Source organism: Paenibacillus sp. FSL R10-2771 (genome assembly GCF_038000205.1).
GTDB classification, from domain to species: Bacteria; Bacillota; Bacilli; order Paenibacillales; family Paenibacillaceae; genus Paenibacillus_AQ; species Paenibacillus_AQ phytohabitans.
The window spans coordinates 1,451,896-1,477,049 of the sequence record NZ_JBBOBM010000001.1 but is presented as its reverse complement, the minus strand read 5'-3'; the positions used below and the strand labels follow the sequence as shown (position 1 = coordinate 1,477,049).

At 46.7% G+C, this 25,154-nt stretch carries 18 protein-coding genes; 2 read left to right on the top strand and 16 right to left on the bottom strand.

What is annotated here, in order from left to right:
• The 4 genes from NSU14_RS06295 to NSU14_RS06280 are packed head-to-tail and all read right to left on the bottom strand — an operon-like array spanning position 1 to position 4,793.
• Positions 1-435, bottom strand: a complete 435-nt coding sequence (locus tag NSU14_RS06295) for a hypothetical protein (protein ID WP_340943538.1) — start codon at positions 433-435, stop codon at positions 1-3.
• On the bottom strand, positions 428-2,488 hold the full coding sequence (locus NSU14_RS06290) for an alpha-amylase family glycosyl hydrolase (RefSeq protein WP_340943535.1): 2,061 nt from the start codon (positions 2,486-2,488) through the stop codon (positions 428-430). The genes NSU14_RS06295 and NSU14_RS06290 overlap by 8 nt, the downstream gene beginning before the upstream one ends.
• A 2-nt stretch (positions 2,489-2,490) precedes the next feature.
• The gene (locus NSU14_RS06285; protein ID WP_340943533.1) at positions 2,491-3,630 is read right to left on the bottom strand and encodes a DUF1611 domain-containing protein; all 1,140 of its coding nucleotides are present in this window, start codon (positions 3,628-3,630) and stop codon (positions 2,491-2,493) included.
• Positions 3,631-3,650: 20 nt separating this feature from the next.
• Positions 3,651-4,793: a DUF1611 domain-containing protein gene (locus tag NSU14_RS06280; protein WP_340943531.1), complete on the bottom strand. Its 1,143-nt coding sequence runs from the start codon at positions 4,791-4,793 to the stop codon at positions 3,651-3,653.
• A gap of 198 nt (positions 4,794-4,991) precedes the next feature.
• Between NSU14_RS06280 and NSU14_RS06275 the strand changes: the two genes are divergently transcribed.
• Positions 4,992-5,903, top strand: coding sequence for a LacI family DNA-binding transcriptional regulator (locus NSU14_RS06275; protein ID WP_042139055.1), 912 nt, complete (start codon positions 4,992-4,994; stop codon positions 5,901-5,903).
• A gap of 48 nt (positions 5,904-5,951) precedes the next feature.
• Positions 5,952-7,217, top strand: a complete 1,266-nt coding sequence (locus NSU14_RS06270; protein ID WP_340943528.1) for an MFS transporter — start codon at positions 5,952-5,954, stop codon at positions 7,215-7,217.
• Between the two features lie 59 nt (positions 7,218-7,276).
• Here the strand turns inward: NSU14_RS06270 and NSU14_RS06265 are convergent, their stop codons facing one another.
• The 12 genes from NSU14_RS06265 to NSU14_RS06210 form a co-directional block, all read right to left on the bottom strand.
• Positions 7,277-8,611, bottom strand: coding sequence for a sigma-54 interaction domain-containing protein (locus tag NSU14_RS06265; protein ID WP_340948904.1), 1,335 nt, complete (start codon positions 8,609-8,611; stop codon positions 7,277-7,279).
• A gap of 157 nt (positions 8,612-8,768) precedes the next feature.
• Positions 8,769-9,728 carry a DUF561 domain-containing protein gene (locus NSU14_RS06260; RefSeq protein ID WP_340943526.1) on the bottom strand — a complete coding sequence of 320 codons (960 nt, stop codon included), beginning with the start codon at positions 9,726-9,728 and terminating at the stop codon, positions 8,769-8,771.
• Between the two features lie 66 nt (positions 9,729-9,794).
• Positions 9,795-11,033 (bottom strand): L-lactate MFS transporter, encoded by a 1,239-nt coding sequence (locus NSU14_RS06255; protein ID WP_042139059.1) that lies wholly within the window; start codon positions 11,031-11,033, stop codon positions 9,795-9,797.
• 40 nt (positions 11,034-11,073) lie between these two features.
• Positions 11,074-12,660: an acyl CoA:acetate/3-ketoacid CoA transferase gene (locus NSU14_RS06250; RefSeq protein WP_340943523.1), complete on the bottom strand. Its 1,587-nt coding sequence runs from the start codon at positions 12,658-12,660 to the stop codon at positions 11,074-11,076.
• A 700-nt stretch (positions 12,661-13,360) separates the two neighbouring features.
• The gene (locus NSU14_RS06245; protein WP_042139061.1) at positions 13,361-15,748 is read right to left on the bottom strand and encodes a beta-glucosidase; all 2,388 of its coding nucleotides are present in this window, start codon (positions 15,746-15,748) and stop codon (positions 13,361-13,363) included.
• Positions 15,745-16,851: a UDP-galactopyranose mutase gene (gene glf, locus NSU14_RS06240; RefSeq protein WP_340943519.1), complete on the bottom strand. Its 1,107-nt coding sequence runs from the start codon at positions 16,849-16,851 to the stop codon at positions 15,745-15,747. The genes NSU14_RS06245 and glf overlap by 4 nt, the downstream gene beginning before the upstream one ends.
• 86 nt (positions 16,852-16,937) lie before the next feature.
• Complete coding sequence (locus NSU14_RS06235; protein ID WP_340943516.1) at positions 16,938-17,954, bottom strand: glycosyltransferase family 2 protein; 1,017 nt, start codon at positions 17,952-17,954, stop codon at positions 16,938-16,940.
• Positions 17,955-17,980: 26 nt separating this feature from the next.
• Positions 17,981-18,577 (bottom strand): hypothetical protein, encoded by a 597-nt coding sequence (locus NSU14_RS06230; protein WP_340943513.1) that lies wholly within the window; start codon positions 18,575-18,577, stop codon positions 17,981-17,983.
• Positions 18,564-20,963: a glycoside hydrolase family 2 protein gene (locus NSU14_RS06225; protein WP_340943511.1), complete on the bottom strand. Its 2,400-nt coding sequence runs from the start codon at positions 20,961-20,963 to the stop codon at positions 18,564-18,566. The genes NSU14_RS06230 and NSU14_RS06225 overlap by 14 nt, the downstream gene beginning before the upstream one ends.
• A 19-nt stretch (positions 20,964-20,982) precedes the next feature.
• Positions 20,983-21,405, bottom strand: a complete 423-nt coding sequence (locus NSU14_RS06220; RefSeq protein ID WP_076243821.1) for a hypothetical protein — start codon at positions 21,403-21,405, stop codon at positions 20,983-20,985.
• Between the two features lies 1 nt (position 21,406).
• Complete coding sequence (locus NSU14_RS06215) at positions 21,407-24,355, bottom strand: glycoside hydrolase family 3 protein (protein WP_076243822.1); 2,949 nt, start codon at positions 24,353-24,355, stop codon at positions 21,407-21,409.
• A 33-nt stretch (positions 24,356-24,388) separates the two neighbouring features.
• Entirely contained in the window at positions 24,389-25,006 is a 618-nt protein-coding gene (locus NSU14_RS06210; RefSeq protein ID WP_042139067.1) for a hypothetical protein, read from the bottom strand.
• Between the last annotated feature and the right edge of the window lie 148 nt (positions 25,007-25,154).

Genomic DNA, 25,154 nt, shown 5'->3' with positions numbered 1-25,154 from the left:
TCAATGTGCAGAAAGTGAATATCCTGTGAAGAATTCCCACCATGTATTTTGCTCCAGCAGCGGAGGTGAAGAATGGTCTCTTTGGAAGGAAAGCCAGTCAGAATACTCGAGGCTGCCGTCATCACAAACAAATAACACATTAGATCTTAAAATTGGTACAAACGTTTGCACTTTTTTAATAATCCCTAAATCTGCATAATAGTAACGTTCTAGCGGCCTGGGAATGCGCATCTCCAGCGTTTGCCCGAGCGGCTTGTACACAGGGAAAAGGAACTGGGCAAATTTGTTATCGGAAGAGAGGGTGGTTAGCCGGACAGCCTGCTGCAGCTCAAGCCAGCCACTTTTGAAATGCCAGGCAATCAGCCGCCTTGTCTCTTCGTCCAGCACCGTTCGAAAGATCAGGCGCGTCCCGTCAAACTGCAATCTCTCATCCATACGCAGCATCTCCTCCGGACAGCTGATTAGACTCCTGGTGACATCCCTGCCACTCCACGATCATTTCCGATACACCCTCCGCAGGCGTATGGATGTAATGAACCTCCCCTTGCTCCAAGCGCACAATACCAGAGTCACCCCTTAGCAGAAAATTGAACTCGATCCGGCAGTCTGCGGGCAGACTGATATCGCAATACCAGGTTGGATACCGGTAGACGATATGATTGTAAAATGGCCCTGCGGCCCTCTCTGCATTCCATTCTCCCAGCTCATACACGTTCCCCGTCACATAGACCCTAGTATCATATTCGGTATGCAGATTCTTAACTACCAGCCTTACCGTGACCAGCGTTCCTGTCCACACCGTCAGTTCTTCCGCCAGCTGGAACTCGCTCTCCCCGCCTGTCAGACCTTGTACAGAATGTGTTCCCGCCGGGACCGCCGGAATCCTGGCTACGATCTTCTCCGATTGCCATGAGATTACTTCAGCCTCATAACCGCCAACCATCAGACGGCCGTTGTTACCTAAATGTCTGCCCCGGATAATAAGCTCACTTCGCGGCGCCGCTGCTTTGGGATAGAAGTGTAAGGCGGCCGGCTCCTCCAGATCTGACTCATGAACATAGATATAAGCAGACTGAGGTGCCAGTATTACATTTTGTATGTCCCCTTCGGCTCCGGCAACTGCCTGACGGTCTGGATAAATGTCCTTAAGCAGGCTGGAGTAAGCGCCTTGCGGCAGGGAAGTTAGCAGAGGAGGCAGTGTATGTCCGCTTTCACCCTGATTAATTAGAATAAGTGCAACATCCTTCTTGCAGCTGCGCTCGAATACGAGCACCCCCGAATTCACATACAGCAGCTTCGTATTACCGTAACCAATCGCAAGATTACATGCTCTTAAACGATTAAGCTGAGCCACTAACCGGTAGGCCGTTGTCTCCCTGCTGAAGGAGCTCATCATGGCACGATTGCCGGGATCATCCCCGCCGCTCATGTACTGCTCGGTTCCATAGTACACCACAGGCAGGCCTGCAGAAGTCAACAGCAGCACAAGCGCCAAATCTGTAAGCCAATGGTCAGAATTCCGGGTGAACCGGCTCATATCATGATTATCCAGAAAAATAAGCTGGTCATGCATATGCTTATAGCTGCCGGAGGATTCACATAGCATTTCGGCAAAAGCACCGAAGCCCTGCGGCCCATGAAAGGCCTCGCGGATCGCATGGGTGAACATAAAATGCAGCAGACTCATTCCGGTCCCATTGGCAAAAGCAGCATTGTCCTGTGTGCAGCCATGTGCTTCAAGAAACCACTCCCCGAACACATAAGCCGGTTTCCTGGCATGGATGAAGCCGCTCAAGGCGGTTAACCAGCCTGGGGGAATATGTTTGGCCGCATCGATCCTCACACCGTCCACCCCCAGATCTAGCCAGAAGGCAATCCCTTCCCGCAAAAGCTCATCCACTTGCGGGTTCATCTGATCCAATCCGGCCAGGTCATACAAATTCCGGTACTGCGAATCTTCGGCATCCCGAAAAGCAGTGCCGCCATTATGCAGAAATACACGCTCCAGGTCTCCCGAATACGTAGCTACCAGCTGGCCCGCGCGGTATATTGCGCCATTCTCCATATAATCCGGCCGCAGCTCCAGTGCCGGGGACGTATGATTCGGAGTAAAATCAATGATTACCTTAAGTCCGTGCTCATGCGCTGTGCTCAGCAGGGCTCTGAATGTATCCATAGAACCGAAATAAGGATTGGGCCTCAGGAAGTCTCTGGGCCAATAGCCATGATAAGAAGCCGTGCCTTCTTCATCGTCCGTGCACACATGAATGTTCTCTGCCGGCTGGGAAATCAGGATCGCGCTGACCCCCATACCGGTAAGATATCCGTCCTGTATCCTGGCAATAATTCCTGTCCAGTCGCCGCCGAGATATTTTCGCAGATTGCCTGCGCCAGAGCTGAAGAGCTCCGCTCGCGGCCGGCTGGCAGGGTTGCCTTCGCAGAACCGGTCGGTGACAATCTGATAGATGCATTCGCCCGGATTCAGCATGTTTACTTACCAGAAGCGGCCGGAATAGCATTCGCTTCCTCCAAGAGAAGATTCACCGCTGCTTCTGCTTGTTCGGTAAAGAGGACATGAATATGAAATTTCTGTTCCAGTTCAAGCTTGCGGGCCAATCGTTGTTCAAGGGGATAGATTTCATAATGCCCATAAGAGGTTTCAAGCTTATCCGGCAGCAGCAGGGCAATCGGCCGCCTGGAGTAGATTCTTAAGATTTCAATCGCATCAAGTATAGCGCTGTCATCATCATAACCGGCAATCAGCAGAACATATTCCGGATCAAATGTCCGCAGCATCGCGTATCGCAGAGAATTGAAAGCAATATTCATTGTGGGAAGAATGGAGCTTTGCCCCGCCATAACGATCCAATCGCTGCCGCTCTGCTGGGCTTGATGAATAACAGTATCGATATAATACGGGTACTGCTCCAACGGACGGTGCGCCAGGAATTTGAAGATATCCCCTTCAGGCTGCCCGAACAGGAATCCGGTTGGCTCTGTGATAAAGGCTGTAGCCGGAATGCCCAGCGCTCCGAACTGCCGATAGAGATTCATCTGCACGGTAAACTTGCCAATGCACCCCCGCGTAGCAAAAACACCAACTCTCTTAATCGTTCTGGGGCGGGCAAACATCAAGGCTTCCTTCTCGAACTGTCCCAGATAGCACTCAATATCTGTTCCGCCCGTGCTGTAACGCTCATCCATCTCCTGAAAAAGCTTCTCCTGAGGACTGTGAACCACGTCGATTTTTAATTGCTGCTCTGCCATCCAGTTCAGGGTATCCCTGTCATAAATTTCATGAACACTGACTACCCTTAAGCCCCGGGCTGAAGCATACAAGACCAATTTTCGCCATAATTCCGCCAGATCGTGTTCAGCGAATACACCTTTGTTACCCCCAAAAGTAGTGCCGGGATCATTGAGAATCAGAGTGTCCGCATCCTTCAGACCAGCTTCCATAGACGAATGAATAAGAATTCCCGAATGCTTCCCGTCCACCTGCTCTCCGGCATCTTGTCCGTCTTCCTGCACGAAGTCGATTACCGACACAATCTCCACACTCAACAGGTCACGAAAGCGAAGCAGACCCTGCGTGATTTTATTGAAGGGATACAGGACAACCCTTTCCATATTCACCGCCTCCGCCCGGATCATAATTTGACAGTCCGCTTATAGCCAGCCAGCTTGGCAGCCAATCTGCCAATGTCCAGCACCGATTCAACATTCTCGGCTGCAAACCGGCTGCGGATCTCTTCCTTGCGCTGTTCTATTTCTTCCGGGGTCTTCGAGATGTATTCTCCGAAATCAACTTCGTATTTATCCGGAATCAGAATGGCAAACGGCCGGCTGCCATTGCCGTAAACGCGAAGAATATCGAGGCTGTCTCTAATCTGCTCATCATCATCGTAGCCTGCGATCAGGATCGTCAAATCGGGCTGTAAAGCGCGCAAATAGGAGACCTTGGTCGCTGCAATCACGAAATTCTCATTCGGAAGCAAGGAGCCTTGACCTGACAGCAGGACATAATCACAGCCTTCGCTCTCTGCTTCCCGGACAGCCGCGTGAATGTAGTACGGATATTGGCTCAGCGGCTTATTGGCAATAAATTTCATTATATCGCCGCCCGGTTGATTGAAGAGTGCGGCTGTAGGCTCGGTTATAATCGCCTGAACCTTCTCTCCTGCCTGCTTAAGCGCCCGGAATAATGACATTTGGGCAGTGAATTTCCCGAGGCATCCTCTTGTTGCGAATATCCCTACCTTGCATATATTGCGGTTATAAGCGGTTATTTGTGCGTCCATATCAAAATAAGATAAATAAGTGGCTATTTCATCTCCAGGGGAAGGAAAAACATATTCTGTATGAAGCCGGCGCTGCAGACTTGCGGGGATTTGCGGTAGAATTTCAATCGTGATTCCATTCTCGAGCAGCCATTCCAGGGTCGGACGGTCAATAATTTCGTGCACACTGATGATCCGCAGCTTGTGCTCATGGGCAGAGACAACCAGCATTCTCCACAGCTGGCTGAGCTTATGCTCGCCATACACACCCTCGTTATTTCCGAAGGAGGTTCCTGGATCATTCAGAATAAGAGTATCCGCTAAGCCAAATACCTCTTCAAAATTGTCCGTGACCGGAATGCCCGCCGCACGCCCTTCCACCAGCTCTGCTGCATCTTTGCCCTTATGCAGGACAAAATCAACAACCGCCCTTACTGTAAAATCCGTTAGATCCCTGAACCTGATGATCCCTTGCGTAATCTTATTGAAGGGATACAACACTACATTGTCCATGCATAACCGCCTCCCATAATAGAGTAAAGAATAGACAACAACCGGTAGACTTAACCGATTAAGCTGATACTACAATATTTTACATATTATATCAACAACAAGAAATAAAAGGTTTATTATGACACATCACATCCAGGATTGACGACTGATCCAGCTAATGTTAATCTTTAGGAAATCAACAGACAGGAGATTGGTGCGTTGAAAAAAACGACTATGAAGGACATCGCCATCCGTGCTAACGTATCCGTTGCCACCGTAAGCTATGTGCTGAATCGTGTGGATAATCAGACCATTCCTGAGAAGACGCGCCGCCAGATTATGGAACTGGCTAAAGAGCTCCGCTATATTCCAAACTTAGCAGCCCGCTCACTGGCAAACCAAAAAACCGGTCTGATAGGTGTATTGGTCCACAAATCCAAGTCATTGCCCTACTGGAAGCTGCATGCCCAGCTCGCCTTCATTCATGCTTTGGAGCAGCGGCTTACAGCGGCCGGTTATCATACGCTCCTCTATTCTCTGGATACCGACACCCCTTCGCTGGATATTATCGTTGAACGCAAGCTGGAAGCCGTGTTTCTCATTGATGCACAAGACCATTCCTTCTACTCGATCTCCAGACACTTTGTCGAGGGCATCCCCCTGATTCTGATCGACAGCATGATAGAGGATAAGCTGTTCAAGCAGGTGGTGTTTAATTACCGCTCAGCGCTTGAAAAAGCTCTTCCGGGCGATCTGTCGCAGGTCTGCTTGATTATGGAGGGCTTCAATAATTCGCTCCTCACCCGCTATATCCGCAGCAGTGTTCCTCTGGCTGATGATGCTGTCTTTGAGATCCGTGAACTTCAGGATTTGCTTCCGGCAATGGAGCATCACCGCTTCAAGCAGGCAATTGTGATCAATGAATTCATTGGCAGCTACGTGGAGAAGTCTGGAAAGTTCGAGCATCTTACGGTAATCTGCACATGTAATTCCCCGGAAATGCTGGGTGTGCATGTGAAGAAGATTCTTTTTCAAGGAGACAAAGCGGAGATTGCCTATGAACTCATGCAAGAGCTGTTGCACCATACAGACTATTCCGAGCAAGTGAATAACTGTTATTATGTCGACTAATTTTTTTTGAGGGTTAACTTAAGCGTTTAAGTTGAAAGGAGAGTAACTATGCCAGAACCCGTTATAGCCAGCCAGGCGGCCCCTGCGGTTCACTCCTATCCAAAACTATGGGCCAACAAAAAATTCATGCTGCTGCTCTGCTCCTTTTCCATTTCCCTGTTCGGCAACACCTTTCACAGTATCGCTCTCAGTCTCTGGGTGCTTCAGACCACCGGCAGTGCCAAACTGGTGGCTGTACTGACGATCATTAATCTGTTACTCAGCTCGCTGCTCGGATCAATAGGAGGAACGTTTGCGGATCGAACCAACCGCAGAACAATCATGCTGGTCACGGATCTGATTAGCTGCATACTGGTAGTATCACTCGCCCTGGTCCTCTCTCTCCCTTCCGCTTCCTTCATTATCGTGGCCCTGCTTACTGCGTTGACCACTGCATCTGCTCTTTTCCAGTCCCCCGCCTACCAGGCCTCCATTATCACCGTGGTCGGCAAAGAGCATGTCCAGCAAGCCGTAGGCATGCTTAACCTGTCAGAGAATATTTGCCGGACAGTCGGCTTTTCCATGGGCGGAATCTTTGTAGCGGGCTTTGGTGCGGCGGATGCCATTTTATTCGATGGAGTCACGTTTGTAGTCTCCTTCCTGCTGGTTCTTGCGGTCCGTTCCCTTCCCGTGCCGACACGCGTGAATGCTGAGCCCGGGCAGAAGAGGAATTTTATTCAGGACCTTGGGGAAGGCATAAGGTATATCTGGAAATTCCCTTTTGCCAAGGCCGTCATCATTATGCTTCCGACGCTCACTCTATTCTTCATGCCCTCGCTGATGCTGACCCAGGTTATGGCCGTCAACGTCTGGAAGGCAAGCCCGTTCCAGTTCGGACTCATGGAAGCTTGTATCCCGCTCGGCTATATGATCGGCTCAGGCCTGATTATGATCCTGGGCTCCAGAATCAGACGGAGAGGATTATTTATTATGAGCGGTCTGTTCTGCCTGGGCCCGATGTACATCCTGTTATCCTTCATCACTTCTGCGGCCACAGCCATTCCTGTCGTTCTGCTGATTGGATTCATGTTCTCGTTCTGCACGCTGCTGATCAATATCATCCTCAGGCTGGAAATATCGGAAGAGATTCAGGGCCGGGTCTTCGGAGTACTTGGGTCGATTATGAGTGTCGCTCCGTCGATCGGTCTAACACTTGTCTCCTACCTCTCGGATTATTTCAGTCCGGGTCCGGTCATGGGTTCCATTGGTCTGCTGCTGTTCCTGTTCGCCTTATATGCTTCCACCAGGCTCAAGATCATTCGAGGTTATAAATAAAGCAGCAAAACTGCGTAGCCGAAGCCCTCCTCAATTACCGTCTTGCCATTCTTGACTACTTAATTCCGCAGCACTTCTTCCATTTTCTTCAGCTTTCTGTAAATAACCGACCGGTCCACACTTAATTTTTTGGCCGCTTCTGTACCGTTTCCATAACAATCCTTCAGCACTTTTACAATATAACGGCCCTCTGCTACTGCAGTGAAGTCTTTCAGCGCAGACAGGTGATGTTTGTTCTTGGCTATGAAGTGGTCAATTGCAAACCAGTCCGCCACCTGATCCTCTTCCTCCTGGCTAGTTCCCATGTGTTCCGTAACCACAAGCCGTTCGATATAATTCCTCAGCTCTCTCGCATTTCCGTGCCAGGGCTGACTCAGCATCTTCTCAAACTCTTCCGCACTTAAGACATATTTCTTCCCGTACATGTGATTGAAGCTGGCGATATAACTGGAGATTAGCCCTACAAGGTCCAGCTTGCGGTTACGGAGCGGAGGAATATGAATCGGAATCACATTAATCCGGTAATACAGATCTTCGCGGAATAGCCCTTTCTTCACCATACTCCACAGATCCCGGTTCGTAGCTGAGATCACACGGCAATGGACCGGTATATTCACGATGCCGCCGACGCGTCTTACTTCATTATTCTCCAGAACCCGCAATAGCTTGGCTTGCATCTCAAGCGGCAAATCCGCTATCTCATCCAGAAAAAGAACCCCGCCACTCGCAATTTCAATCATGCCCGCCTTCACTTCCGTCTGTCCTTCCATGACTCCTTTTTCGTATCCAAACAATTCATATTCGAATAGAGCCGGAGCTATAGCTGCGCAATTAATCGCAATGAAGGGCCCCTTCCACTTTTCACTTCTCAGATGAATATATTTGGCTATAACCTCTTTACCGGTCCCGGATTCACCATAGATTAACACCTTGCTGTCGTAGGACGCGATCTGGTTGCAGACTTTAATGATCTGTTTCATGGCCAGGCTTTCGGCTACAATCCCTTTGCCTTCCCCCGCCGCTGATTCACCGAGCTGCTTGCTGATCTGCTGGGTTACAGGTACATTTGCTTCATAATAGGCGTGCTCCTGCTTGAATTCATTAGAAGTGGTGACTACCAGCTGCACCTCCCCATCCTTATCCAGAATAGGAATCGCTGTTGAGAAGATATGGAATCCTCTTGAGGTGATGACATTCTTCGAAACCTTTTGTTTACTTTGAATGGCCTCCATCGTAATCGAATGAGGATAATAGCCGGCCTTCACCAAGTCCTGGACATTCGCCTTCAGCAGCTCCTCCAATTGAACTCCGATGGTTAAAGCGGTAAATTCATTGGAGATTAATATATTTCCGTGTGGATCGGTCACAAATAAAGTGGACGGCAGCTCTTCCATAATTTCGTCTATCGTACGTTTACCTGATTTTTTATTTCTTTTAGTCAAATTTATCAGTCCTATACTATTATATTAACGCTTACATCCTTATTTAGAAAAAAAGCCAAACGATATCATTACGTAAATGATACCACTTGGCTTATGATATGACACTTTATTATGCGCCTACAACTGATAATGCTCCCAGCTGTAAATGCCCCAGCTTCCCGAGGGTTTCCTGCGCCTCTTCGAACATGGTGGTAATCATCTCTTCAACCGTAGTAATCTTGTTCACCATCCCGCAAATCTGTCCAGCCATTACGGAGCCCGTATCTGTATCTCCTTCAAATACGGCCCGGCGCAAAGATCCCAGGCTTAATTTCTCCAGCTCTTCGCGTGAAGCCTTCTCATTCTCAAGTCTCAGGAATTCAGCAATCATACTATTCTTGATGCTTCTTACCGGACCGCCCAGGCTGCGGCCAGTCACTGTTGTGCTCGTGTCATCTGCAGCAATGACGGCTTGTTTGAAGTTCTCGTGAGTAGGGCATTCCACGGTAGCCAGGAACCGGGTTCCCACCTGAACGCCTTGTGCTCCGAGTGCAAATGCCGCTGCGATGCCACGGCCATCCGCAATCCCACCGGCTCCGATTACCGGAATCGACACTGCACTGGCGACTTGAGGCAGAAGGGCCATCGTCGTGGTTTCACCCACATGTCCGCCTGCTTCGGTTCCCTCTGCAACAATTGCATCCACACCTAAGGCTTCCATTTTCTTGGCGATTTTGACCGAAGGAACTACCGGAATGACGATAATGCCATGCTCTTTGAGTGTCTTCATGTATGGAGCAGGTGTGCCTGCACCTGTGGTCACAATCTTCACGCCTTCTTCGATAATGACCTCAATAAGCTCAGGGATATTGTTCATCATCAGCATCAGATTTACTGCGAAGGGTTTATCGGTGCTTGCCTTCACCTTACGAATCTCGTCACGAAGACGGTCCGCAGTAAATCCGCCTGAACCGATAATGCCCAGACCTCCCGCATTAGACACAGCACCTACCAGAGGAGAAACTGCGATTTGAGCCATCCCTCCCTGAAAAATCGGATATTTAATCCCTAATAATTGTATAATCGACATTGTGTTAACCTCCATTTATATTGTTCGTTAATGTAACTCAGTTATTCATTAATGTAACTCAGTTTCTTAAGCGGCTTGGGTAACTTCAGGCTGTGGCGGCTGTTGTTTATCCATTGCTTTGTACACAAAGGTTAGAGCAAAGCCAACCAAAGAGATCACCAGCGCGATGTAAAAAGCATTCGTGAACATTCCGTCATTGGCTGCTGCCACCTTACCGGCAATTCTCGGTCCGAAGAAGGCAGCTCCTGAATAACCGATAAAGGTTACACCATAGTTGACACCGTAATATTTCATCCCGAATTTCTCGCCGACAATCGAAGGGAAGATGCCCATGGTTCCGCCGAAGCACAAGCCAATGCCTGCAATGGCTACCGCAAATCCGGCGATGGATGTCGATAATGCTATAGTCAGCATCATGGCCGCAATGACCAGGTAGATCATGAGCAGACATTTTACCCGGCCGATTTTGTCGGATACAGCGCCCCAGAATACACGGCCGATGCAGTTACTGAGTGAGTACAGACTTACATATAGTGCTGCGGCTGCGGCGGAGAGGCCAAACATCTTCTGTCCAATGACAGATGCGTTGGCGGTTACCATCATTCCTGACAAGGCACCGATTAGGAACAGGCAGGCGATGACATAGAATAGCGGCTTCTTGATCATTTCGTGCCATTGTACATTCACGCCACCCTTGGCAGCTCCGGCAGCCGGAGGCGCCCAGCCCTCAGGGGCATAACCGGCCGGAGCAGGTTTAACGAGCAGACCCAGACTCAGAATAATTACCAGGAAGACGGCACCGAGCATGATCAAGGCCGGCTGGACACCCTGACCGCTGATTAACGCGTTGGCTATAGGTGCGATAACGATGGTTCCGCCGCCGTAGCCCGCTGTAACAATTCCTGCAGCCAAGCCTCTTTTATCCGGAAAGAGCTTCACACTGTTGCCAATGGTAGAGGAATATACAATCCCCTGGCCGATCCCGGTAATAACACCGTAAGTGATATACAGCATCCAGGGTGCGGTTGCCAGTCCCGACAGAATGAAGCCAATCCCGAACATGGCTCCGCCGATAAAGATAGCCTTCCTCGCTCCCCCTTTATCGACCAGTTTCCCTCCCAGGATCATTGGAATTGGAGAGATCGCTGCATTGATCGTAAAGGCCATCATAATATCAGGCATCGAGACGTCAAACACTTTGGTTAATGGAAGGGCGAAAATACTGAATGCGTATATTGCACCTACACAGATATTAATGATGGCCGATGCGATCAGTATCCTCCAGCGGTTTAACTGAATATTCATGAGATCATCCCTTTTCATAGTGTATTGAAGCAGTGATAGATTAATATACTTCCAATAAGACCCGGTTTTTCTCGGCAATGATAGATTTCAGCTTCCCCCAGTGTTCGTGGAACATGGCTTGATCCATTTGCTTGAGCGCAGGCGAGATCACCGGTACAAAGTCCATCTGATCCAGAATATGCGTCTGCAGGTCAACACCCGGTGCGATTTCAGTTAAGGTTACTTTCCCATCCAGCAGCTCAAATACCGCACGCTCCGTAACATATACAACCGGTTGCTCTACTTTGGCCGCATAAGAACCGCTGAACGTGATCTGCTGCACCTTCTTAATGAACTTTTTCACTTTTCCCTCTTGAAGGATGTGCAATTTCCCGTCTTCAACCTTGATCTCCAGACCGCCAGCGGTAAATGTACCTGCGAATACCAGCTTTTTGGCTGCCTGAGAGATATTAATGAATCCGCCGCATCCGGCTACCCGGGTACCAAATTTGCTGACATTTACGTTCCCGGACTCATCCATTTGAGCGAGGCCAAGGACAGATAAATCGATACCGCCTCCATCATAGAAATCGAACTGTGCGTCATGATCTACAATGGCCTCAGAGTTATAAGCATGGCCGAAGTCCTTCAGACCTGCGGGAACACCCCCGATAGAACCGGCCTCCGTGGTTAGAATCAGCTGGTCACTTACTCCCTCCTCTTCTGCTATGTTGGCAACATTAACCGGAATTCCAACCCCAAGATTCAGGATCGCATTCGGCTGAAGCTCAATTGCTGTGCGGCGGGAGATGATTTTGCGCTCATCCAGCGGCAGCGATTCAATAGATTCGGTAGGCACCTTAACATGACCGGAGAATGCCGGATTATATTGGGTGTTCTCTGTCTGGTAATGATTCTCCGGCTTGGACACGACAATATAATCTACTAGAATCCCTGGAACTTTAACATCCTTAGGGTTAAGGGTGCCGCGCTTGGCAACCGTCTCTACCTGGGCGATCACGATGCCTCCCGAATTGCGGACTGCCTGGGCGATAGGCAGAACCTCCATATGCAGGCCTTCCTTTTCCAGCGTCAGATTGCCATTCTCATCAGCCACGGTTCCGCGGATCAAGCCGACATGAATAGGAAAGGATTTATAGAATAACCACTCCTCGCCCTCTAGCTCGATAACCTTTACAATGTCTTCCTTCGTGGACGGGGACATTTTGCCGCCTTCGACCCGGGGATCAACGAACGTCTCCATGCCTACTTTGGTAATCACACCCGGACGCTTGGCGGCAATTTCCCGGTAGAGCTGAGTAATTACACCCTGGGGCAAATTGTACGCTTCACATTTGTCTTCTTCGATCAGCTTCGCCATCCCGGGGGAAGCAATGGCAATTCCGCCAATCCAGCGTTTAATCAATCCTTCATGGCCTAAATGGCTCATCCCTTTGTCGCGGCGGTTGCCGACTGCACTGGCGTGCATGACCGTCAGATTTCTCGGCAGCCCCGTTTGCATGAAGCGGTCCTCAATGGCTATCCCCATCTCTTCTGCCCAGCAGGACAATCCAAATCCGCTGGCTGCCACTGTATCTCCGTCTTTGATGAGTTCCGCTGCTTTGGCGGCTGAAATTACTTTGGTCATTTCATCTGCTCCCTTGTATGTGAATAATTTCACTTCGCTGATTAAAAAAATAAAACGCTTGATTGATACGTCTTAAAAGTATTGTGAAATATTTCGCAATGTCATCGTATTACAGAAAAAAGGACCGGTCAACCGGCCCAAAATGGCTTTAATTCAAGGTTTTTTTCTGTTGTTTTTTTGCGACTGGCACTGTTGAACGCATCCCCTTCAAGCACGTTTTGTCTGCAATGCCTGATTAGCAGGCCTGAACAAACAGCTGAAATACACGGCTGAATATCCCCCACCCGGTCTAGAGGTATGAGTCGCAAAATAACCACACTATTTCATCCCCCATAGTCTCGCCGTTAGTGACAACAACGCGGAGGCGGCCTTTCCTAACCGGCGGATAATACAAATGGATGCAGAAGCTACATTAAGATATGGGTACCTATCCAGAAAAAATAAAATATTTTTCCGATATTGCGTAAATTGCATTTTTGCAACAGCGGATTGTTGCGGAAGTATTCAAAAAATAATTCAAATCCTTTTTATGTGGACGTAACCTTCCTTTTCACTGGTGCACCAGACTGTAGTCAAAGAAAGGGCATTACCATGCGCATGTCCTAAAAATGAACGCCCGCTGATAATGCCCCCTAATATAAAAATCTGAAAACTTAATTTTTGTTGAATGATTTTGTTCATCCTAATGCATGGATCAAATCTACTTTGTATATTTTAATACATGACTTAATCCTCTAAAAAAACGACCATTTACCATCATCAAAATCCCATCCAGCATCTTCATATTCACAATTCCGCCTGTCATTCTCGCAATACCTCTGAAGGGCATATGATAAATAGACATCATGATGATATTAGCTGTGCTTCTCTTTTCGATCTTTATTAAAAACCAATGAACAAAAACTATTAAATGGTAAACAAACCTCGCACTTCTTCCCTTTGCATACTGGCACTGGGCAATCGTATCGTTGTACCCCAGAGGCTGTGACCGGTCCCATTTAGAGACAGGTATTTTATATCCAAGCAGATATTCAAATTCAGCTGAGCTGACATTGTTGGCTTTTCCCGAATAATAGGCGGGAAGCATGTCCTTATCATAAGGAGTGTGTGCACCTGTCCCTTCTACAAACAGGGTGTCTGCCAATCGGATGTCTGCACTTGAAGCACCGATACTGATCTCATAGTCCGCTGCTTCGATTTCCCATTTATTTGTCTTCACGTTGAAATAGCGGAATGTTTTATCATCAAAAGGCAGCGTTACTTTCCGGGTCTCTCCCGCAGCCAGACACACTTTGGCAAATCCTTTTAATTCTTTAACCGCTCTAAATATTTCCTGCGATTTACAGCCTACATATAGCTGAACAATCTCCATTCCGGGAACATCTCCGGTATTCGTTAATTCAAATGTTACCCCTTTACTGGAAACCTCAAGGTTGGAGTACTCATATTGGGTATAGCTTAGTCCGTAACCGAACGGGAAAAGCACGTTCTTATTTGCTGTATCATAATAGCGGTAGCCCATATAAATGCTCTCTCTGTATTCTACGGTGGCTTCCTTACCCGGGAAGTGGTGATAGGAAGGCGTATCTTCATAACACAGGGGATAGGTTTCTGCCAGTTTCCCTGAAGGATTCACTTCTCCCGTTAAAACCCTCCCAATAGCCCCCGCTCCTGCTTGCCCCGATAGATAACCGTGGATTAATCCTTTAATCTTATGAATCCACGGCATCTCTACCACAGAGCCGCAAGCGAGCACTGCTACAATGTTGGGGTTAACTTTATATAATGCGTGTAATAGGTTAATCTGATTCCGGGGGATCTCCATGCTTCGTCTATCTAATCCTTCAGTTTCAGAAGCTTCGTCCAGACCCATATATAGAAGAACAACATCAGCTTTTTGGGCAAGAGCACAAGCCTTATTCAGTTTTTTCATATTATTCTTGCCTTGACGTTCAAAACCGGGCTCATATCCAATACTGATCAAATTTGATTGTTCTAGATCATCTAACAGATTACCGGTAATTGTTGGATTTACAATAGAAGATCCAGCCCCCTGGTATCTTGGATTTTCCGCAAAATTACCGATTACGGCTAACTTCATACCTTTTCTAAGGGGTAATATATTCCCTTCATTTTTAAGAAGCACCACAGACTCTTCAGCAGCTCTCTTTGCCAGCTTATGATGCTTTTCCACATCAAATTTCCCAGGTCTGCTGGAAGCTATTCTTGTTGTAAAAATAAGCTCAAGTAGTCTGTTCACACATTCATCTAATCCTTCTTCCACGATTTCTCCGCTCTGGATGGCCCGGATGATTTCAGCATTCGTCTCGCCTGCGGTTGTCGGCATCTCGAGTTCATTGCCAGCTAACAATCCTGCTAAGCGGTCATTACTGCCGCCCCAATCAGTGACAACAACCCCTTGATAACCCCATTCATCACGCAAAATATCCCTCATTAAATGGATGTTCTCATTCGTGTAACTTCCATTAAGAAGGTTATAGGAAGACATAAGCGTCTTCGGCTTGCCTTCCTGAACAGCGATTTCAAATGCAGTCAGATAGATTTCCCTAAGCGCTCTTTCATCTACACATGCATCTATTGACATCCGTCTCTCTTCTTGATTATTTACTGCGAAGTGCTTTACACATGCTGATATTCCCTGTGATTGAATGCCCCGGATGTAACCAGCAGCCATTTTACCGGCAAGATGCGGATCTTCACTGAAATACTCGAAGTTCCTTCCGCAGAGAGGGTTTCTCTTCATATTAATACCAGGCCCGAGAAGAACATTGACTTGCTGCGAAGCAGCTTCCTCTCCAAGATACTCTCCAATCCTCTCACCAAGCTCCACATTCCAGCTGTTAGCTACAGTCGCAGCGGTTGGGTAACAAGTTGCTTGAATGCTGGCATTTAGTCCAAGATGGTCTGCTGCTGCTGCCTGCCTTCTAACACCATGTGGCCCATCCGCCAGATACAGGCTGTGGATTCCCAGACGGTCGATGTTTTGAGTCGTCCAGAAATCCTTACCTGACATTAACAATGCTTTCTCTTCTACACTCATTTGGTTAATTAAAGTTTCATACTTCATCTGAATTCTTCTTTGACTAAGCTTAATGCTGCTGCAATGACTTGATGCATATCGAAATATTTATACATACCCAGTCGTCCCCCGAGCACAATATTGGGCAGATCCTCCGCTAGCTCACGGTACTTTCTATATTTCTCATTATTACCGTCATCATTTAAAGGGTAATACGGCTCGTCACCCTTTTTCCATGTTTGCGGGTACTCTCGAGTAACGATGGTCTTTGGCTGTTCGCCAAATTCAAAATGTTTATGCTCAATAATCCGCGTATATGGGGTTTCTGCATCCGTATAATTGACCACTGCATTTCCTTGATAGTTTTGCCGGTCCAAAGTAACGGATTCAAATCTTAAACTCCGGTATTCTAATTCACCGTACCTGTAATCAAACAATTGATCGATCATTCCTGTATAAACAATCTTGGGGTATTCTTCTAAGTAAGCCGCTTTATTTGCAAATAAGTCTTGATTCAACTCTAGGTCAATCAATTCACTAGACAGCATTTTTTCAATGATTTGCGTATAGCCGCCGATAGGAATTCCCTGATACCGGTCATTGAAATAATTATTATCATAGGTGAAACGGACAGGGATCCGTTTGATAATGAAGGCAGGCAGCTCTGCTGCTTTACGCCCCCATTGTTTTTCGGTATAACCCTTTACCAGTTTCTCATAGATATCGAGTCCAACTAATGAAATAGCTTGTTCTTCCAGGTTATTCGGATCCCCAATTCCAGCGGCTGATCTTTGTTCAGCGATCCTTGACTGTGCTTCGTCAGGCGTAATCGTCCCCCATAATTGATTAAATGTATTCATATTAAAAGGCAAGCTATATATTTCACCTTTATAGTTGGCAATGGGACTGTTGGTATAGCGGTTAAATTCGGCAAACTCATTAATGTAGTCCCAAATCCCTTTGTTATTCGTATGGAAAATATGCGCCCCGTATTGATGTACCTGGATACCTTCAATATTTTTGGTGTATACATTACCGCCCAGATGATCCCGCTTATCGATTACCTTTATCCGTCTTCCCCGCTTGGCTGCTTCATAGGCAAAGATACTGCCGAATAGTCCGGAGCCCACAACCAGATAGTCGTATTTCATATAGGTTCACCCTGCCTTTTATCAAAATTTGCGACGTAAAAAAATAAACCTGCAGATGAAGGGTCACATCCACAGGTTTGCAGCTTTCAATTGAATCCCACAATCTTCTGTGAGACTTTATAGGCAGATACCGTTATACTGCGGCCCAAATACCCCGGAATATTCATCATTCTTCCCATGACTCCGTATCTGATCGTATTGTATAACTCAATATCTTTTTCATTCATATACTTCCACAGCTCTTTTTTCTTCTGCAGATTTTCTTTCTTACGTGAACGGATTAACAGGATTGTAGAAATAATTGTGATAATCTCAAGGTAATTGAGCATATATTGGCGAAGCTTAGGACTTTTAATCTGTTCAATGTTCATTCCATCGATCATGAGCTTATTCACTTTAAGCTGCTGGTCTATTCTTTCAATCATCACTTTCTCATTAACCGACTGATCTTCTCGTCCAATGAAATACCGGTAGAAATCGACGTTCACATAATAAATCCGCTTCACTTTTTCAAGCGGTTTAAACACAAACAGATTGTCCACGTAGAAGGTATGCTCGGGAAGTGTGAAGCGGCATTCTTTTAACAAATTCGTGCGATAGATAATGGAATGCATTAAAATATACTGGCCTTTACGGAAGGATTTAATTTCATCCCAGGTGAACACCCGTCCCTCAGGAAGGTTCCGGTCATACTTCATTACCTTCCGGTGCCGTTTACCTGTTTTCTCATATACGAAATTGCTGACAACCATATCGACGGCCTTGCCCTCAGCGACCAGCGCTTTTAGCTTCATCCGGATTTGTTGATATGCCTCCCGATCCACCCAGTCATCACTGTCCACCACTTTAACAAACAAGCCGGCAGCAACCTTAATCCCCGTGTTCACCGCACCGCCATGTCCTTTGTTTTCTTGATGCACCACTTTGACCATCGTTGGATACATGCTCTCGTAGCTGTCTGCAATCATCCTAGTGCCGTCGTTGGAGCCATCATTAACAATAATGATTTCAATTTCTTCGTCATTAACTAGCAGGCTGCTCATACAGCGGTCCATATAATCCTGTGAGTTATAGCAGGGTACAATGAATGACAATAATTTCATTATTACTAACCTCTTTTTATTCTTTTTTAGGCCACCTTTTGCTGTTTATCTTCTTTGAAAATGATCTTCAGGATCGGGAAATACACCCAGAACGAGATGGCAGCATTAATAATCATCGTAATCAAATCTGCAGCCGTTTCACCGGTTCCTCCAAACCTATCAATAAAGAACTGGTAGATCGGGTCCTTGTACCACCCCTGAAGGGCACCCGCACAAATGGTTATCAGGATGTAGGCGATAAGGTACCAGACAGCCGCTTTGTAAATATTGCCTTTGGATCGAAAGGTAATATTCCGTTGAGCAAAGAAGTTAATCACCTGGGCGATCCCCAGCGTCAGTTGAACAGCAAGGAAGTAGGATAGTCCACCGCCTCCACCAGAGGCGATTGACCCTGAAGGATAGTTGAAAATATAGTAGGGAGATCCATCAGTATTATGTCCAACCGGTAAAATCTGAAAATCATGAGCTTCCAAAGCAGATCCGCTAAAAACTGCCTTCAAAACCGGCATAAGGATCATCTGAAACACCGTAATGCCATTGCTTAATAACAAAAACATAATAAATTGCGCGATTTGGGGATGTTTAAGACTGTAGTTACTCCAGAACGCTTTAATACCGCTCACTAATACCACTTCCTTCTATTTTCACACTAAAGCGCAACTGGACTGGTTCTGTCTGATTGGAAGTAATCGTCAATGTCCCTTCTCCAGCTATCCCTGTTGTTTTAACATAGGTGCCGCACATGCCCCCTTCGGCAGTGACACAATCCGGACCTACGATTTCTATTGCACCTACTGCTTTTAAGAAGACAGGCAGATGTGAGTACGTGGCATTGTTGTTATTCGCATCTACAACCCGAATACGGATAGATGACACATCAAAGGTATCGGCTTCAATTAACTCCGTTCCACTAACGGTCGTTTCTAAATGAATACTCGCATTAGAGGCTTTCACTACCTCTGCAACCACCTGGCCATTCTTAATCGCTTCAAAGCGGTAGACCGGTGCAGACACACCCCAGTTCTCAATATATTTGAAGAATAGCTTGTAGAAAGTTACCGGTGACACCAGATGACGGAGCATCACCCACAGCGCTTTAAAAATGTACCTTGGAGGTAAGGCAGTACCAAACCGCTGAATAGCCAAGAGACATTCTTTAATCGCTTCGGCTTTTTGGTGTGAATACTTTTCTCCTTCTTCAATCACATTGCCCACGGTGTCGTAGAATTCGATTGGCGGATGCGGTAAATAGCGGTATTTTTTGTTGACCGGCTTAAATTCCCGGATCATCCGTTCATTCTTGTATAGACGAACCGAATCGGCATTAGTGAAAATATAATTTTCACCGACAGCACCTCCCGGGTAATCGCCGATATGCATATCTGAACCGACTTCCAGAACCGGGGTTTCCTCTGAGAAGCTGGCATAGACTTTCGTAGCCAGTTTATGATTGCGGTACATGTCCATGATGCCGTGATAGCATATCCGGTCACCTGATCCGAAATCACCATGAGTTTGATAATCGAACATACACCACCCGAAGGCTCCTGCAATATCTTCTCTTTTATATACCTCATTTAGCACATTGGCATGGCGCATAGCGTGGGACAGCCGGTGGGTCGGCGTATCCGTCGCCTTGGTCGGAAACATGTGACCATTGAACTCGGCAATGAGATAGGCTTTATTCTTATTAGGCGATATCAGCCACCTTGGCAGTAATCCGCCATTCTTCCCTGTATGAGAAAAATCGTTGAAGGCATAAACATCTTCTAATAAACTGCTTCTCCATAGAAAGCGGACTCCGCTTGTCTGTCTGCTATGATCCAGACGGCGGGCAATTTCATTGGTCTTGGAGTACAAGACATCATCATCTTGCGATTCGTTCACACGGACTCCCCAGAGAATAATCGAGGGATGGTTACGATACTGCAGGATCATTTCTTCAACATTATCACAGACGATCCGCTTCCACTCTTCATCGTTCTTGATATGCTGCCAGCCCGGTGTTTCTGTGAACACAAGCAATCCCAGGCGGTCACACGCATTCAGAAAATGCTTGGACTGGGGATAATGGGAGGTGCGGACCGCATTCACATGAAGCTCTTCTTTCAATATTCTTACATCTTCCACCTGCATGGATGCCGGCATAGCATAGCCTACATGAGGATAGCTCTGATGGCGGTTTAATCCGCGAATCTTATATTTTTTTCCGTTTAAATAGAACCCGTCACTTCGAAAATCTGCCTGCCGGAAACCAAAAGATACATGGTAATCATCGATAATTTCCCCATTCCTATTTCTTAACGAGGCTATTAGTGTGTATAAATATGGTGTTTCCGGGCTCCACTCGTGGGGGCTTGTAACAGCGATGCTGCATGTACTGACTACTGCCCCTGATACCTTGAGGCTCTGTTGGCCGACTGTCTTTTGCTGTTGATCAAGTATGCTCAATTCCAGTGTGCGGGCTATATCCGGCTGACTGATGGTCACATCAATAACTGCCTGATTCATATCCGGTGTCCGTACAAACACATCTTCAATGTAACTTTGATCCGCAAGCAGTAGCCACGCTTCACGATAGAGTCCGCCATAGGTCATGTAATCAATAACATGGCCGAATGGCGGTACATTGGCATCTTCCCGTGTATTTAGACGAACGACAATTCTGTTCTCTTGCCCGTATACCAGCTTATCTGTTACTTCTACCCGAAATGCAGTATAGCCACCGTTATGAGTCATTAACTGCTCGCCATTGACAAACACCTCTGCCACATGAGCAGCACCATCGAACTGCAGGAACAGACGCCGACCCTTTAAGGACTCAGGAACCTCAAGATTACGTCTATAACCGCATATCATCTGACAGGAGCTTTCCTCCATATAGTGCACAGGTACTTCTTTACAAGTGTGGGGCAGCCTTACGGCTGTCCCCTCTCCTGTAAAGTTAAAGAATTCATCAGTTATATTCTCTATAAAACCCCATCCGTCACAGATACTAATCTTTTTCATTTCCGATTCTCCATCTTGTTCATTTTGAAGTATTTACGATGTAGATTAAGCCTTCTGACCTTGATTGTTTCATGAAGCAGGAAACCAGGGAGGCAACCGTTCCGATCGCAAAGGCAATCCCGAAAATAATAACAGCCTGCGGGTTTCCTCCGATGAAATTAACCCCGTTGATAACATCAGACAGCGTTGGAAATCCTAAATACAGATGCATAGAGAGCGCTACGCCAAAACAGATCGATGGTAGAAGCGGCGCGAAACTATAGGTTTTAACCAAAACCAGCAGTTCTCCCAAGACACCTGCTATGATTAGACCAAAGGTTACAAAGGAAAAGGTCCGATCGCCATAATCAAAAATGATAAATGCAATATTTGCTGCAAGCATCAGGCAGGCAGCCAGAAAGCCAATCCAGAAACCTGACGTCCGATCTTTAAATAAGACCATTCTATTTTCCCACCTTTACCTTTACATTTCTTCTGAGACTGGATCTGATGAACAGCAATACACTGATCAGCAGTAATGCACCAAGTGTATAATTAATCACTTTCAGCAAGGTTTGCCACCATGGTGTAAACCCTTCAACTTCAGTGTCATCCGTTAATCCATTAAGCAGATTCGATTTGGCCAGTGAATAATAGAAATGTTTATTGGCCCGTCTCAACTCCTGCAGAACATAACCGTCCTTCTTACTTGCTAGGTACTTATGAACTTCGCTCGCACGGTTAGTGTCTGCATTGAACGTGTCTGTTCCCGCCACGAGCGATTCAATCGTTGGAATATTCGGATTGCCTTTGACAGAGTCCGTAATGGTTACGCCTTTGAAGCCCCATTCATTTCTGAGGACTTGTTTCAACGTTGCCGAATCTGCATAGGCCAGCCGGGCACCAATCCGGGAGAATGACATCATCGTGCCAAGCGAACCTCCTTGGGTAAAGGCGCCTTCAAAAGCTTTCAGCGGACCTTGGCGATACGCCTGTTCCGTCATAAATGTAGACAGCTCTTGTCTGTTCGTTTCCTGATCGTTGGCTACGAAATGTTTAATGGCAGCTGTTAACCCCTTGGCTTGCATCGCTTCAGTTTGATTAGCTCCCAAAAGATAAGCAAGAATACTATCCTCAGAGTAGTATTCAAAGTTACGTCCGCTAAACGGTGTCCGGTGTAAATTCCCGCCTGGTGACCATAGCTGTGAAGTGCCGCTGAATAGGCAATCCTCTGCAATAAATTTGCCTCGTTCTGCTAATAATTCTTTATTCCAGGTTGCAGCTGCCACGACTTGAACAACATGGAAGGTTGCCGGCTGATTGCCGCCATACAAATAATTAGATTGTGAGCCCGATGGGCCATCCGTATTTTTGTTGACCGGTTTATTAATCGACTTAACTGCTGGTTGGCCAAAATTCTCGCCAATTGTGGCACTTAACTCGCTTAGCGTTAACTGATCAAGGAATTTATTCCATGTTGTATCATCTTCAAATGGAACATCCTTCATATCCAGCAGCTTGAGCGTAACCTCTGCACCTTGAGTAATGCTGTCGTATGCAGGTGCATCAGCTGGTTTTACATATTTTTCGTTGTACATTACATCTTTCAGTTGATCTGTTGCCGTAATATTATTATAGGGCTCAGGATAAGTGTTCCAATCGTTGCGCGTTAAATACGTTACCGTATCCCCGGCAAAATGGTTAATATCAACCTCTGTGAATTGGTTGGACACGATTTCGTCCGTATACGCTGACTTGGCATAGGTTACATTGTCCAATGATTCCAGAGGAACAGCGACTGCCTTGTCCGGCTCTCCAGCTACAGCAGTACCGTCTGCGGCAATTAGCTTTCCTTGTACATTGGCGCTTTCCTTATTAGCCAGTATGTTATTCAGAGCATCATGACTGTCATTTCCAATGGCGAAATAATAGTCGCCCGGATCAAAAACATAAGTACCTTTCTTGCTTGGATCAGCACCATTGTCAGCATTAGCGTCATAAGTAGCAAATAAATATTCATCTACAGTGACTGTTACTTCTTCCGATTCGCCTGCGGCTAACTCACTTGTTTTTCCGAAGCCGATCAGCTGGATCGCTGATTTCTCAGCCTGACCTTCTTCGTAGGGGAGCTGAGCATATACCTGCACTACGGACTTCGACTTTCCGGTATAAGCTGATTCTTGCGGATATCCTTGATTGGTAACTTTCACGGTCGCCGTCACCGTTTTTGCTTGTCTATCCCATTTCAGAGATGTTAACTCTTGGGAGAACTCGGCATAAGAGCTGCCATATCCAAAGGTATACACCATTTCATCTGCATAGCTCCAGCTGTCTTTATTAACAAATGCCCCCGCTTTGCTGTCTGCATTATGGAGTCCTAGAACAGCATCCTGATACCTTGTTTCGTAGTATTTATATCCTTGGTAGATACCTTCCGCTTCAACAATATAATGACCGTCATCATTACCGTATTGGAAGTCGCCGGCGTTTCTGACCGCCGGGGCAGACAGTGAATCTGCGGCGAAGGTATCTACCAGCCGGCCTGAGGGATCTGCAGCACCTGACAGTACATTGGCGACACCGGTGAAGCCTATTAATCCGGGATTGCCAATCCAGAGTGCGGCGTCTACTCCATATTCCTCTTCTTCAATCCAGCCAAGTTCCATGGCAAACGCACTATTGATCAGCACAATCGTTTTGGCGAATTTGCCGCTGTCCTTAATCATCTTCAATAAATCTTTTTCGGTGTCATGAAGCGCCAAGTGAGAGATTCCATCCCTGTCCGATGTCGCCAAGTCTTTGCCCTCTCCGCCATCACGCGACAACATGACTATAGCCGCATCGTTGAAATCATTCTGGTATGTGGCCTGCAGCTCACTGGTGTAGAAGCTTGAATCAACCTCACCAATGAACCAGTCAGGAGCTGCTTTTACTCTGGACACCTCACTCTTTGCATAAGCATCGAATAACGGGTCATTAATCTTAAAACCCGCTGCCTCAAGTGCGCCATGCAAACTGACTTTACGTGTCTCATCCATACCCGGTCCGCCAGCATTCCCGCTGTACACAGGATCGGCTGTCGAACGGCCAAATAAGGTAACACTACGTTCTTCTGTGCTTAATGGCAGAGCCGCCTGCTCATTTTTTAATAAAACTGTACCCTCTTCCATAGTCTGTATGTCATGTTTATCAGAATCCACTAACATTGCCTGCAAACCTGCATCCGATAGCTCGTAATCGCTCTTATAATGCATCGAGCTGGCATCCGCTTCAAGTACAGGTGCTGTGACATTAAGAAAGACATTAACTTGACCGCTCCAGCTGATTAGCAGTTGGGTCATGAGAATACTAAAGGTTAAGAGGACTGCAGTAACTGCAGTAAACCCGCGCCATACATTCGATTTGCTTTTCAATGTGTTACCTCCCCCGCACAAGCGCTAGTTATCTTAATTCGCTGTTTCACCACTGGTTAATACGGTATAGTCGAAGCTCGCTTTGGCACCATCAACAATAATTGAAGCTTCAGGGAAAGCCACGGTTTCCAGATACTCTTCAGCAGTCAACGCAGGTCCTTCACCGCCAACAGCTGTACCCATTTCATCAGTCCAAGCTTTAGTATTTACATAACCAATCGGATTTGCGCCTGCTGAGTAGGAACTGTTCGCGATGACTGCTGTAGGTTTGGATAATTCCAGCGTGATTAGTCCTCCTTCATCGGTTGAAGTTAAGGTTCCATAGTATTTAGTGATGTTCGCCCCTCTGGGTACTACATCGTATTTACCATCATCAGCGAATTCCAAGGCTCCGGAGTAGAACGTTTCAGTGCTCGTTAAGCAATACGTATTATCTGCAAAGGTCTCAATATTTTGCACACCGAAAGTTGCCTGCTTGAAGGTATGCTCCGGGTAAGCACTCATAAATTCAACATTAGTTCCAGAAGCATAATACCCTGTCAGTTCACTGGATCCGGAAGACTTCTCACCATTTCCGCATGCTGTGATTCCTATCAACAATGCCATCGCACAAATTGCAGTAAAAGCCTTTTTCACCGTTTTGTTTTTCACGAAAATTACCCCTTTAAATAAATTTTGTATACGCTTTCTAAAGCGCATGATTATTGTATAAGATCACGTTTGTCTTGTGTGGCTTTTAGCATAGGCTCATATAATTCAAGCAAATTCAGTAAGGTGGATTTTAGTTTATGCGGTATTT

Coding starts and splice junctions, on each gene's coding strand:
- NSU14_RS06295 (WP_340943538.1), bottom strand. CDS start 435: ATGGATGAGAGATTGCAGTTTGACGGGACGCGCCTGATCTTTCGAACG.
- NSU14_RS06290 (WP_340943535.1), bottom strand. CDS start 2,488: ATGCTGAATCCGGGCGAATGCATCTATCAGATTGTCACCGACCGGTTC.
- NSU14_RS06285 (WP_340943533.1), bottom strand. CDS start 3,630: ATGGAAAGGGTTGTCCTGTATCCCTTCAATAAAATCACGCAGGGTCTG.
- NSU14_RS06280 (WP_340943531.1), bottom strand. CDS start 4,793: ATGGACAATGTAGTGTTGTATCCCTTCAATAAGATTACGCAAGGGATC.
- NSU14_RS06270 (WP_340943528.1), top strand. CDS start 5,952: ATGCCAGAACCCGTTATAGCCAGCCAGGCGGCCCCTGCGGTTCACTCC.
- NSU14_RS06265 (WP_340948904.1), bottom strand. CDS start 8,611: ATGGAAGAGCTGCCGTCCACTTTATTTGTGACCGATCCACACGGAAAT.
- NSU14_RS06260 (WP_340943526.1), bottom strand. CDS start 9,728: ATGTCGATTATACAATTATTAGGGATTAAATATCCGATTTTTCAGGGA.
- NSU14_RS06255 (WP_042139059.1), bottom strand. CDS start 11,033: ATGAATATTCAGTTAAACCGCTGGAGGATACTGATCGCATCGGCCATC.
- NSU14_RS06250 (WP_340943523.1), bottom strand. CDS start 12,660: ATGACCAAAGTAATTTCAGCCGCCAAAGCAGCGGAACTCATCAAAGAC.
- NSU14_RS06245 (WP_042139061.1), bottom strand. CDS start 15,748: ATGAAGTATGAAACTTTAATTAACCAAATGAGTGTAGAAGAGAAAGCA.
- glf (WP_340943519.1), bottom strand. CDS start 16,851: ATGAAATACGACTATCTGGTTGTGGGCTCCGGACTATTCGGCAGTATC.
- NSU14_RS06235 (WP_340943516.1), bottom strand. CDS start 17,954: ATGAAATTATTGTCATTCATTGTACCCTGCTATAACTCACAGGATTAT.
- NSU14_RS06225 (WP_340943511.1), bottom strand. CDS start 20,963: ATGAAAAAGATTAGTATCTGTGACGGATGGGGTTTTATAGAGAATATA.
- NSU14_RS06220 (WP_076243821.1), bottom strand. CDS start 21,405: ATGGTCTTATTTAAAGATCGGACGTCAGGTTTCTGGATTGGCTTTCTG.